The organism is Variovorax sp. 01T439_2, assembly GCF_056398445.1.
In genome coordinates this window covers 1-12149 of record NZ_JBFTPJ010000054.1, presented here as the reverse complement: position 1 = coordinate 12149, position 12149 = coordinate 1, and the positions used below count along the sequence as shown (strand labels likewise).

Here is a 12149-nt window from a genome sequence, read left to right as displayed (position 1 = left end):
TCCATCACCAGCGGCGCACCGAAGAACACGACGAAGGCAAAGGCGCCGCCCTGCACGGTCTGCGTCCAGTTGCTCAGGGTGTTGAGCAGCGCGCGCAGTTGCAGGCCCGAGTCGGCGTTGACGGCGTTGTAGTGGTTCCACTGGTTCTGGAAGCGCGGCTCGGCCTGCAGCACCTTGATGTCGTCGATGCCCTGCACGGCCTCGACCAGCATGGCGTTGCGCAGCGACGATTCGCGCATGCCCGCCTGGGCCAGTGCGCGCAGGCGCCGCTGCGCCAGCAGGCTGGGCACGAGCAGCAGCACGCACGCGGCCAGCGGCACGAGCACGAGCCAGCCGGCAATGAACCAGAAGAGCACGCAGAACACGAAGAAGAACGGCAGGTCGGCCACCGCCGCCACGGTGGTCGACGTGAGCATTTCGCGCACGGGCTCCAACTCGCGCAGCTGCGAGATGAAGGTGCCGGTGGCGCGCGGGCGCGCCGAGCCGCGCACGCGCAGCGCGTGGCCGAACACGCGGTCCGAAATGCGCAGGTCGGCGCGCTTGCCCACCACGTCGGTGATGCGCATGCGCGCGCCGCGCATGACCCAGCTGAACGCAATCGACAGCAGCACGCCACCGAACAGCACATGCAGCGTGGGCAGCGACTGCGCGGGCACGACGCGGTCGTACACCTGCATCGAGAACAGCGTGCCGGCCAGCGCCATCAGGTTGTAGGCGAGCGATGCGACAAGGATGTGGGCGTAGGGCCGCCAGTCCGCCAGCACGATCTGTCGCAGCCAGTGCGGCTCGACGGGGCGGATGTAGGCATCGACGCGCGAGTCGGGTGCGGACTGCGCGGGCCGCAGCACGGCCATGGCTTCGAGCGCGGGCTGCAGCTCGTCGATCGTGCAGACGGTTTCTGCGCCCTGGTCGCCACCGAGCATCACGCGCAGGCCCTGTGCCGAGATGGCGGTGACCACGGCCACCTGTCCGTCGCGCAATTGCAGCACCACGGGCAGCCGCCAGGGGCTCAGGGTGTCCAGGCGCGGCGCGACCTGGCGCACGGTGAGCCCGGCCTGGCGGGCCATCTGGCGCACGCGCTCGCCGATGTCTTCGTGGCCGCTCCACGCGGCAGCGCCGCGGATGCGCTCGCGCGAGGTGTCCAGGTGGTAGTGGGCGGCCACGGCCAGCACGGCGTCGATCCAGCCGGCGAGCAGCTCGGGGCCGCGCGCGGCAGAAAGCTCGGGCATCGTGGTGGCGGTCATGGCTGGCCTCCGGCGACGAGTTCGCCCGCATCGACCAGCCCGAAGGCTTCACGCAGGCGGCCCGACTGGTACAGGCACTCGACCGCGAGGCGCTGCACTTCGTGCACGCTCTCGGCCTGCTCGAAGCGCGCGCCGTGGAACTCCTGCTCGGCATTGAGCAGGTCGAGCAGCGAGCGCGTGCCCAGCTGCAGGTACTGCTCGCGGTACAGGTCGCGCGTGCGCTGCGTGCTGTGCACGCGCGCGGCGAGCACGGGCAGGCGCTGCGCGTGGCCTTGCGATTGCACGCGCGCATCCTCGAGCCGCTGCCGCACGTTGAGCTGTGCATAACCCAGCGCGGCCTCGGCCGCTTCGACCGCGTGCAAGGCGGCGCGCTGGCGGGCCTGGCTGCGCCCGCCTTCGTACAGCGGCGCGCTGAAGTTCACGGTGAGCGTGCTTTCGGTGGCGGACTGGCCGGCAAGCCGCGCGCCCGATTCGAGCGCCCGGTTGACGCCGGCGTTGAGCGACAGCGTGGGCAGCAATTGCGCATCGGCACCGCGCAGCGCGGCCTGTGCCATGTCGCGCTCGGCCTGCGCCATCTGCACCGTCGGTGCGGGCAAGGCCGTCTGCGGGTGCGCGGCGCAGGCGCTCGCGAGCGGCGCCGACGCTTCGCCGGCAATGTCGACCGGCATGCGGCCCTGGGTCAGATGCATGAGGTTGAGGCGCCAGCGCTCGGTCTGGGACGCGGTGTTGAGTTGCTGGGCGCGCGCGGCCTCCAGGCGCGACTGCGCCTGTGCCACGTCGGACTGGCTGGTGGCGCCCTTGGCCTGGCGCTCGCCCACCAGGCCCGCCAGCGACTGCACGCCCTTCACCTGGGCCTGCGCGATTTCGCCGAGCGCCTGCTGGCGATGCACTTCGATCCATGCCTGCGCGGTGTCGCGCACCACGTCGTCGACCGCCAACAGCAGCTTGGCGCGCGCGGCCGCGGCCGAGGCCTCGGCCTCGTTCACGGCGCTCGACACCTTGCCGAAGTCGTACAGCATCTGGGTCACCGACAGCGAGGCCTGGTGCACCTGGCGGCGACCGTCGGTCTGGAGCTGGCGGTTGCCCGTGCGTGCGCTGAGGCCCGCGCTGACCTGCGGGTAGTAGCCCGAGCGGGCGTCCGCAATGCCCTCGCCCGCCTGCAGCGCCTGCCCGACGGCGTTGCGCACGGTCGGGTGCGAGGTCGCGGCCAGGCGCACCGCCTCGGTCATGCCCAGCGGGGTGGCGGCACTCGCTTGCGCAAATGCCTCCGTTCCGGCGAGCAGGAAGAAAAGGCCCGCGGCGGCGGACGGAAGAAGACGGGAAGCAGACATGGGTAAGAACGTGCGGACAGCGTGTGGACCACCAGGTGTCGACGCCGCAAGCGGCGCCGGCACGCCGGTCGGTCAGTGGTGAAACGCGAGGCCCATGTGAAGCTCGTCGTCGAGCGAAGGGGCCACGGGCGGTGCGTAGGCCGTGAGCGAGTCGGCCGATGACGCCAGGGCCAGCACCGTGGGCGATGCCTGCGTGCTCGCGAAGGCCGGCGGGAACGCGGCCTGCAGCAGCGCCTGCAGCGACTCGGCCGCGTTGTAGGCATGCAGCATGTCGGACAGCTGCGTGCCGCCCCACGGGCTGTCGCCGTAGGGGGAATGCGGCGCATCTTGCGGTTGCTGCTGCTCGAGCGACACCGTCACTTCGTCGACGCCGGCCAGCCCGAGCGAGTCGGCCGAGGTGAAGAGCGCTGCCGCCCCCGCTGCACCAGCGCTGGGCGTGTAGTTGACATGCAGCGTCTGGGTGGCCGCGTTGCTCGCATCGCCGTCGCGGTCGACCACCTGGTAGCTGACGGTCTCGTCGTAGTTGTGCGAGCCGCTGGTGCGCGGTGCCACCTGGTAGCTGAACTCGCCCGAGTCGAAGTCCACGACCAGCTTGCCGCCCTGCGCCGTGGCGATGGTGACCTGGTGCGTCGCCGCGTCGTAGCTGTAGTCGCTGCCGGCGGCGGGGCCGGTCTTCGTCATCAGGCCCGTGCTGCTGTCGAAGGCGTAGGTGGTGCCGTCGATGCTCAGCTCGGACACATGGCCGCCGTCGGCGCCGAAGCCCGACGAGCCGCCGAGGCCGCCGGTCAGCAGGTTGCTGACCGTGGGCGGCACGCTGATCGTGCCCTGCAGCACGTCGTTCAGCTGGCTCGTGTCGGTGATGATCTGGCCGTTGGTGTTCGCGCCGGTGTTGCCGTTGTAGGCGATGGGGTCGATGAAAGCCTGTGCCTCCGCGTTCAGGCTCGAGCCCAGGCCCAGTGCGAACGAGTTGATCTGGTGGGTGTTGAGGAAGTTCGTCCAGATCGCTTCTTCCCCGGCCTGGATGCCCCTGTCGGCCGTACTGCTGTTGCTGCTGTTCGCCAACTGCGCCGTGTTGCCGTCGCCCAGCGTCGGCTCGCCGTCCGTGAGGAAGTAGGACACGTTCTGGGCCCCGTCCAGCTTGCCGCTGGCCGAGAAGCCGTTCATCGCCGCAGCCAGGGCCGCGTCGTAGTTGGTGCTGCCAGCGGCCTGCAGGTTCTGCACCAGCGCCTTGGCTTCGGCCGCCGTCATCCAGGCCTGCTGCGACGCCCCGGTGGTGCTGAAGGTGACGAGCTGCACCCGCACGTCGCCGTACAGGTCGTAGCCGTCGATCAGATTCTGGATCGCCTCTTTCGCACGGCTGAGGCGTGTCGGGGTTTCCTGCCCCATGCTCCCGGAAAGGTCCAGGATCACCATGAGGTTGGTGTCGATCGGCGCCACGTCGACGGCCTGCTCGCCGTTCACGAGCACCGGCGCGTCGTCCTTGACGGGCACGTCGAAGCCCACGGGCGCGCCGCTGGCCTGACCATCGCTCACCACGGCTTCGAAGTGCAGGTTCGACACGCCTTCGCCGTTGCCCGGCAGATGGTCGATCGGCGCCTTCAGCGTGACGGTGTAGCCCGCCTCGAACTGCCCCGTGCCCGCGGCGGTGGCATTGCCCACGGCCACGGTCATCACCTCGGTGGTGACGCCGCCGACGGCGACGCTGCCCGTGAGCGTGTGCGTGCCCGCGTCCCAGGTCCACGTCACCGGCTGGCCGCCGGAGGTGACGCCGTTGGGGCCGCTCAGCGACACCGACAGGTCGCCGGCCGCGCTGTCCGGGTCCGCGATGGAAATGGTGCCGGTCGATTGCAGCGGCGGCTCTCCCGCAGCCGGAATGCCGCCGGGCAGGCTGCCTTCGGAGACAGCCTCGGGCGCAGTCACCGTGGCCGAGGGCGCGTCGTTCACCGGGTTGACSGTCACGTTCACCGTGGTGGTGGTCGTGCCGCCGTGGCCRTCGCTCACCGTGACGGTGAAGCTGTCSGTGCCGTTGAAGTTGGCGCCGGGCRYGTAKGTGTACGTGCCRTCGGCGTTGACCGTSACCGTGCCATGGGCYGGRTCGCTGCCCTTCACGTAGCTCAGCGTGTCGCCATCAGCATCGCTKCCGAYGATYTGGCCGCTSACKGGCGTGTCTTCGTTCGTSGTCTTGGTGYCGTCGGGCGCCGTCGGYGCKTCGTTGAGGTTCTGCTCRTTGAGCGTGACGGGGATGKACGTSGTGACCGTGCCGTCGTTCGCGCCGACCACCAGCGCGTGCGCGTTGGCGCCAGCCTCGTAGTCGTTCGCGAACGCCACAGCGCCCGCCGGCGTGAGGCTGATCTCGCCCGTGACCGGGTCGATGGCGAAGTAGCCGTTGTCGTTGCCCGAGAGGATGCTGTAGGTGACGGTCGCRCTGTCGGCGTCGGTGGCGTGGACSGTGCCGAGCACGGYGCCTGCAGGACGGTTCTCGTCGTAGCCGAAGACGTAGCCGTCYGTCGTGTTCACCGGGGTGCCGCCACCGTCGACGAACACAGGGGCGTCGTTGACGGGGTCGATCGTCACGGTCACGGTGCTCGTCGTCGTGCCGCCGTGGCCATCACTCACCGTCACCGTGAAGCTGTCCGTGCCGTTGAAGCCCGGATTGGGCGTGTAGGTGTACGTGCCATCCGGGTTGACCGTGACCGTGCCATGGGCCGGATCGCTGCCCCTCGTGTAGGTCAGCGTGTCGCCGCTGTCCATGTCGCTGCCGGTCACACGGCCGCTCACGGGCGTGTCTTCGTGCGTGGTCTCGGTGTAGTCGGGCGCCGTGGGCGCGTCGTTGACGGGCGAGACGGTCACGGGCACCTTCACGGTGGTGGTGCCGCCCCTGCCGTCGCTGACGGTCACTTCGAAGCTGTCGGGACCTTCGTAGCCAGGATTGGGCGTGTAGAGGAACTGGCCGGTGGACGGATCGACGGTGACGGTGCCGTGCTCGGGGCCCTTGGCGACGGTGAAGTTGAGCGTGTCGCGGTCCGGGTCGGTGGCCTGCACATGCCCGGAAATGGGCTTGTCCTGCTCGGTGGCGACGGGCTCGGCCTTGCCTTCGGGGCCGCGGTTCTGCGGCGGGAGCGGCGGCGGGATGAAGGCCGGGCTGCCACCGCCGCCGCCGCCACCACCACCGCTCGCGGCGGCACCGACGCCGAGCACGCCGAGCGCACCCAGCAGCCAGCCGGGCACACCCTCAGGCAGGAGCGCGGCGCCGGCGTCGGTCCATTCGATTTCGGTGAAGTGAAAGTCTTTCCAGGGCGCGGTGTACTGGCCCCACCACTGCACGCCGGCGCCGTCTTCGAGCACGAGGTCGTTGCGGCCGCCGTCGGGGTACTCGGCGAAGAAGCCGCGCACGGCGACTTCCTGGCCGCCCTGCAACACGAGCACGAGATCGTCGCCGCGACGCTCGAACTTGAGCACGCTCTCGGGCGCGATCTTCAGCGAGACGATCGATGGGCGATCCAGAACCAGAGGAGTGTCTGCCGCCGCTTTGCGGGATGCACCACCAGACTTGTAAACAGCTTCCATGATTTGTCCTTGCTTCTTGACTCCAGACCCCGGGGCGCCTTCGTCCTGGACGAACAACCTGGGTCGCACATTGGGAAATCTCGAGTGCCGGGGCTCTCGAGGACTCGCCGGCAGGACCCGACCGGGTCACGCGGCTTGCGCTTGCACGAGGCGGGATTCTTGGTGCCGGGGGCGAGCCGGGCTTTTGCCGAAGAGGTCGCCGCTTTTGCCGCATCGGACATTCGTTTACAAAGGTATCCAAACGTCGAATACTTCACACAAATTGCGAGATAAAGCTGCCAATTCGCCGGTGAGCAAGACCGGAGCAGGCGGGCAATGGTGAGAATGATTACCAGTTAATTCCTGGTTTCATCGCCTTCAACCAAGAGCGCGGTCCCACTGCCGTGTCCGTTCCTGCCATGTCATATTGGTCACCCCCGGAGCCCCGGAGCGTTCATCTTCTGGTGGTCGACGAAGGCGTCGACGAACTCGAGCCCTTGCTGGAAACGCTACGGGGCGCCGGCTACGGCATCACCCACGCTTCCGGCGCGATGGAGGGCTATCGGCGCGCGACGGCGCTGCAGATGGACCTGGTGCTGCTCGACGTGGGCCTGGGCGGCACCGACGGGTTCGCCGCCTGCCGCCTGCTGAAGGCTGACCCGGCCACGGCGGACATTCCGGTGATCTTCCTGACCTCGTCGGCCAGCCTGGAAGAGCGTTTGACGGGCCTGCGGGCCGGCGCGGTGGACTACATCGTGAAGCCCTTCGATCCGGCCGAGGTGGTGGCCCGGGTCGAAATTCATCTGGCACTGGCCGAATCCCGCAGCTCGCGCATTGCCCCTGCCACAACATCGGCGTCCCCACCCGACCGCCCTGCGACGAACGATGACGGCGCGTCAGGCCCGGACACGGACCGCCTGCTCATGCAGGCGGCGGAGCGACTGATCCTCGCCGACCTGAGCCATGTAGTGCCGCTGCGCGAACTGGCTGCGCGCGTGGGCACGCACGAGAAGCGCCTGTCGCGCGTGTTCAAGGAACTCGCGAACCGCACGGTCTTCGAGTTCGTACGCGAGGCACGGCTGCACGAGGCGCACCGCCTGCTGCTCGAATCGGCCATGCGCATCGAGGAGATCGCCGCGGCGGTGGGGTTCTCGAGCGCCGCAAATTTTGCGACGGCATTTCGCGAGTACTTCAACTGCACACCATCCGCCTGCCGCCAGGCCGGCGTGGGCCGCCGCGCCCCCGACGCGTGACGCACCCGCTGCATGCACACCCCGGGGGGCGAGCGGCTTGCTGCTGGGCTTGACTCGGTGGCTGTGGGTCTGCGCTGCTGAGCGGAACGCTGCTTTTCAGGCGCCGCACGCGCAGTCGCGACTCAGCCGCCGAAACGCCGCAGGCGTGCTGCCGAAGCGTTCCTTGAACGCCGTCGTGAAGTTCGGGGCACCCGAGAACCCGATCGCATGCGCCACGTCGTCGATGCTGAGCGGCGTCTGGGCGAGCAGATGCTGCGCGCGCGACAGCCGCTCCTCGCGCGCGAACTCGAGCACGGTGCGCCCCGTGTGGGCGCGGAACGCCCGCGTCAGCCGCTTCTCGTGCGTGCCCACGCGTGCGGCGAGCGCCGGCAGCGGTGGAATGTTCGCAAGGTCGCTCTCGATGAGCCGCTGCGCAGCCCTGGCGATCACGCGGTCCAGGTCGTGGGGTGCTTCGTCTTCGGACGCCGGCGGCCTGCGGGGCGCCTCGGCGGCACTGTCGGGCGGCGCCGCGCCGCGGCGTGCGAGCGCGAGATGGACCGCGATGCGCACCAGCACCTCTTCGGGTTCGAAGGGCTTGAGGATGTAGTCGACGCCGCCCTCTCGCAGACCGGTCAGCCGCTCCTCGAGCGTCGCACCGGCGGTGAGAAAAATCACCGGGATGTGCGCGGTGGTGGGGTCCGCCTTCAGCAGCCGGCACGCCTCGAAGCCGCTGGTGGCCCCCAAGTGCACATCAAGCAGGATCAAGTCCGGCTGCAGCACCCCGGCGCGGCGGTAGCCTCCGAGCGCGTCGAAGTCAAGGCTGATGCGATGGCCGGCGCCGCGCAGCGCGGCAAGCAGCACCTGGAGCTCTTCGACGCTGTCGTCGATGACCATGATGTGCGCAGGCTCGGAAGATTGGAACCAGTAGGACATGAAGATGCGGCGCGTTGCGCGTGCCGCATGGTGCAAGCCCCGATCGTTTGTTTCATGCGCCCTTCCTGACCTTTTCTGACGGTTCCTGACCGTGTGCCTGGCTCCTGCGAGCTCGGCAGCCCCGGCGGCGTCAGATCGCGAGCACGTACCCTGTGCCGCGCACCGAATGCAGCGGCAGGCGCATGCCGAGCTTCGCGGCCTTGCGCCGCAGCCGGCTGGCAATTGCATCGATGCGGTGCTCGTCGAAATCGAACACGTCGCCACCGAGCGCGCGGATCAGGTCGTCGCGGCTCGCCGCCGTGCCGCGCTGCCCGAAAAGGCAGGCGAGGAAGGCGCGCTCGCTGGTGGTGAGCGCCATCTGCCGGCCTTCGGGGTCACCCAGGATCCAGTCGCCCTCGAGCAGGCGCCAGTCGGCGGGTGCGGCCGGCAGGGTCGCTGCGTTCCCCTGCGGTGCGACCGTGAGTCGCCGACCGACGGCGTTCAGCGTCTCGGCCAATTCCAGCATGTTCACCGGCTTCACCAGGTAGGCGTCTGCACCTTCGCGCAGCCCGAGCAGCCGGTCCTCGAGCTCGCCCCGCGCGGTCACCAGCACCAGACCGAGCCGTCGCTGCACTGCGCGCAGATGTGAAACGACCGCGAGGCCGCTCTCGCCTGGCAAGCCGATGTCCACCACCGCGATGTCGCAGGGCTGGACCGCGAACGCCTTGTAGAACGACGGGGCGTCGCCGAAGCCCTCCGCGTCGAAGCCGAGCTCTCCGAGTGCGAAGACGGTTTCTGCACGGATGTCTTCGTCGTCCTCGATCACATGGACGAGAAGACCGGTACGCGGGCTCGGGGATGGCATGGCGCGGAAAGTATAAAGTCGCGTCCCAATGCGCCTCGACGTCGAAACCACCCGGGCGGGTCCGGGCCGCCTGCTTGTTCTTCTGTTCCTGCTGCTGTGGTGCTTGGCAATGCCCGCCAGGGCGCTGGTACTGTCGGCTTCCGATGGCCTCGGCCGCGGCATCCCACTCTCCGGGGGCCTCGAGATCCAGCGCGACCCCTCGGGCGGGTGGCGTATCGCCGACGTCGCGCGCGGCGCGCAGCGAAGCGGCTTCGCGCCGCTCGAAGGGCCGGTGGAGGAAGGCTTCAGCCGCGACGCTGTGTGGCTGCGCTTCTCGCTGGCGCGCACGGTCGACGCGCCCGCGCGATGGCTGCTGCGCGTGCGACCGCCGCGCATCCACGAAGCCACCTTGTATGAACCTGACGGGCGCGGTGGCTTCGTCGAGACGCCGCTCGGCGACGCCCGCCCTTTCGCGGCGCGCGAGATCCCCGACCACGACTTCGCGTTCCCGGTCGACCTGCCGACCGAGCCGGCTGTCTATTTCCTGCGGCTGCGCAACGACGGGCCGCCGCTGCGGGCCGAACTGGACCTGTGGCAGCCTGCCGGCTTCGAGCGCGACCGCACGGCCGACTACACCATCATGGGCGTGCTGCTTGGCGCCGCCCTGCTCGCCGTCTGCATGAACCTGATCTTCGGGGCCTGGCTGCGGGACGGGCTCTACGCCCATTACGCGCTGTACGTGCTCTGCATCGCGGCTCTGTCGGTCAACCGCCAGGGGTTCGCAGCGCAGTGGTTCCTCGGCGACCGCCCCGAGCGCGTTGCGCAGACGCTGCTGGTCGTCAATTGCTTCTTCAACATGGTGGGTACCGCGTTCATGGCGCGCATCTTCCAGTTTCGGCGCCATTGGCCGCCCGCGGCACATTTCTTCAACGCGGTCGTGGTGTACAACTTCGTTGCGTTCGTGCTGGCCCTGGCCGGCCATCACGCCGCCATCGCCCCCTGGGTCAGCGCGGGCAGCGCCGCGTCCACGCCGTTCGGCGCGGTCTTCGTCTGCTACCTGCTCTTCGTGCGGCGCCAGTTCCAGTACCTGCTGCCCGCCTCGGCCTTCGCGGTGGGAACGGTGCTGGGACTCTACGGGCTGTTGAAGCTCTGGCTCGGCGACCAGGTGCCCGGCGTGACGCCTGATCGCCTCTATTGGCTCGGCACCATGTGCCACCTCGTCCTGCTGAACGTGGCCGTGGCCGACCGGACCCGGCGCGCCGAGCGCGATTACCGCGCCGAGCGCGAGCGCGTGCTCGCAGTGCGGCTGGAAGCCGAACAGACGCTCGAAGGCACGGTCGTGCGACGCACCGCCGAACTGCAGCAGACCAATGCCGCGCTGCATGAGGAGATCGCGGCCCGCGCCCGTCTGGAGGCCCGGCTGCGTGAGTCGCTCGAGGTCGAGCGCCAGGCGATCGTGCAGCAGCGCGAGTTCGTCTCGATGGTGTCGCACGAGTTCCGCACGCCCTTGACCGTGATCGACGGCGCGGCGCAATCGCTCGACATCTCGAAGCTCGGCGGGGAGCCGGTGGTGAAGCAGCGCACCGAGCGGATCCGGCGCGCCGTGCAGCGCCTGACCATGCTGATCGAGAACATCCTGCTGGCCGACCGCCTCCAGCCCGAGAACCGGATGCTTCGCCTCGAAGTCGTTGACATGGCGGCGCTCGCGCGTGGCCTGTGCGAGAGCTTCCACTTTCCCGGCGCTTCGCGCCTGTCCATCGACGTGCGCGAACCCCTGCCGAAGGTGCGCGGCGATCGAGCGCTGCTCGAGATCGCGCTGCAGAACCTGATGCAGAACGCATTGAAGTACTCGCCGCCGGAGCAACCGGTGCATGTCGTGCTGCGGCACACGGGCGGCATCGTGCAGGTCGACGTGATCGACCGCGGACCCGGAGTCGCAATGGCCGACAAGGCCCGCATCTTCGAGAAATATTTCCGTGCCGAAACCGCGAGCGCGGTGGCCGGCACTGGACTGGGACTTCACCTGTCGCGCGAGATCGCGATGCGCCATGGCGGCGACGTGACACTGCACGAAACAGGCACCAGCGGGTCGACATTCCGCCTCGTGCTTCCGGCTGCGCCGCTCGAACAAGTCACATGACCGGCGGAATCCAAACAGGTCAGTAGTCCAGCCGGACTGTCAGTCCCAGGGTGCGCCGCGTCCCGACCGATGCCACGTAGGCACCGTTCGCGGTGGCGGCCACGGTCGGGAAATACTTCTTGTCGAGCGCGTTGCGCAACCAGAGCGAAATGCTCCAGATTTCATTGCCTCGTGCGGCCTTCCAACCGGTGGCGAGGTTCAGCAGGCCATAGGCCGGGATGCGCGAGTGGACCGACCCGTCGAGCGTGCCGTCCTGTGCGGACCGCCACGCGTACGCCGCTGAAACGAAGTGCTGGGTGGTGGGGCTCACGGGCCTGCGGTATTCAGCGCCTATGTTGAATGTCCAGCGCGGCGTTCCGGCAACCTGCCGTCCGCTCAGGCTGCAGCGCCCCTGCGGCACGAACGCGCGTTCTGACGGACAAGGCGCGTCCTCATAGCGTTGATAGCGTGCATCGTTGAAGGCGGCGTTGGCCCACACGGTCAGCCCGCGCGCCGGTCGCGCAGTGGCATCCAGCTCCAGTCCCCGGCTACGGAGATCGCCCGCGTTCGTGAGGATCTCGACGTAGTTGCCCGCGCCTGCGCCAGCAGGCACGAACATCGACGTCTGGTAGCCGCGCACGCCTGCCAGGAAGGCGTTCAGGTTCAGTGTCAGGCGATCATTCCACAGGCTGCTCTTGACGCCGACGTCCAGGCTGTCGACACGTTCGGGCCCGATGATCAGCGACGAGGCGCCGAGCGGGCCGGGAGCGGCACCCGGCCCCGCCAGATTGATCCCGCCCGACCGCTCGCCGTGCGAAAAGCTCGCGTAGCCGATCGCGCCGTCATCCAGCCGGTAGCTCGCACCCAGGAGCGCCGACGGACTGGTCTTCCGGATGGCCAGGGGGCCCGTGTCGTAGGCAC

8 protein-coding genes are annotated in these 12149 nt (G+C 69.1%); 2 read left to right on the top strand and 6 right to left on the bottom strand.

Going from position 1 to position 12149, the window contains the following annotated elements; all coding sequences use genetic code 11:
• The 3 genes from AC1DOC_RS04530 to AC1DOC_RS04520 form a co-directional block, all read right to left on the bottom strand.
• The coding region (locus AC1DOC_RS04530) for an ABC transporter transmembrane domain-containing protein (RefSeq protein WP_478129453.1) at nucleotides 1-1244 on the bottom strand (1244 nt) is incomplete at its 3' end.
• Entirely contained in the window at nucleotides 1241-2575 is a 1335-nt protein-coding gene (locus AC1DOC_RS04525; RefSeq protein WP_436311661.1) for a TolC family outer membrane protein, read from the bottom strand. The genes AC1DOC_RS04525 and AC1DOC_RS04530, both read right to left, overlap by 4 nt.
• A gap of 72 nt (nucleotides 2576-2647) precedes the next feature.
• Nucleotides 2648-6142 carry a tandem-95 repeat protein gene (locus AC1DOC_RS04520; RefSeq protein WP_478129452.1) on the bottom strand — a complete coding sequence of 1165 codons (3495 nt, stop codon included), beginning with the start codon at nucleotides 6140-6142 and terminating at the stop codon, nucleotides 2648-2650.
• A gap of 398 nt (nucleotides 6143-6540) precedes the next feature.
• On the opposite strand from AC1DOC_RS04520, the gene AC1DOC_RS04515 reads away from it, so the two are divergent.
• Nucleotides 6541-7374: a response regulator transcription factor gene (locus tag AC1DOC_RS04515; RefSeq protein ID WP_436311826.1), complete on the top strand. Its 834-nt coding sequence runs from the start codon at nucleotides 6541-6543 to the stop codon at nucleotides 7372-7374.
• Between the two features lie 96 nt (nucleotides 7375-7470).
• Here the strand turns inward: AC1DOC_RS04515 and AC1DOC_RS04510 are convergent, their stop codons facing one another.
• Entirely contained in the window at nucleotides 7471-8286 is an 816-nt protein-coding gene (locus AC1DOC_RS04510) for a helix-turn-helix domain-containing protein (protein ID WP_436311663.1), read from the bottom strand.
• 130 nt (nucleotides 8287-8416) lie between these two features.
• Nucleotides 8417-9130 (bottom strand): response regulator transcription factor, encoded by a 714-nt coding sequence (locus tag AC1DOC_RS04505; protein ID WP_015867370.1) that lies wholly within the window; start codon nucleotides 9128-9130, stop codon nucleotides 8417-8419.
• A 28-nt stretch (nucleotides 9131-9158) separates the two neighbouring features.
• Between AC1DOC_RS04505 and AC1DOC_RS04500 the strand changes: the two genes are divergently transcribed.
• Nucleotides 9159-11249, top strand: coding sequence for a sensor histidine kinase (locus AC1DOC_RS04500; RefSeq protein ID WP_436311664.1), 2091 nt, complete (start codon nucleotides 9159-9161; stop codon nucleotides 11247-11249).
• Between the two features lie 19 nt (nucleotides 11250-11268).
• On the opposite strand, the gene AC1DOC_RS04495 is transcribed toward AC1DOC_RS04500, so the two are convergent.
• On the bottom strand, nucleotides 11269-12149 hold an 881-nt coding region (locus AC1DOC_RS04495), incomplete at its 5' end, for a TonB-dependent receptor (protein WP_478129451.1).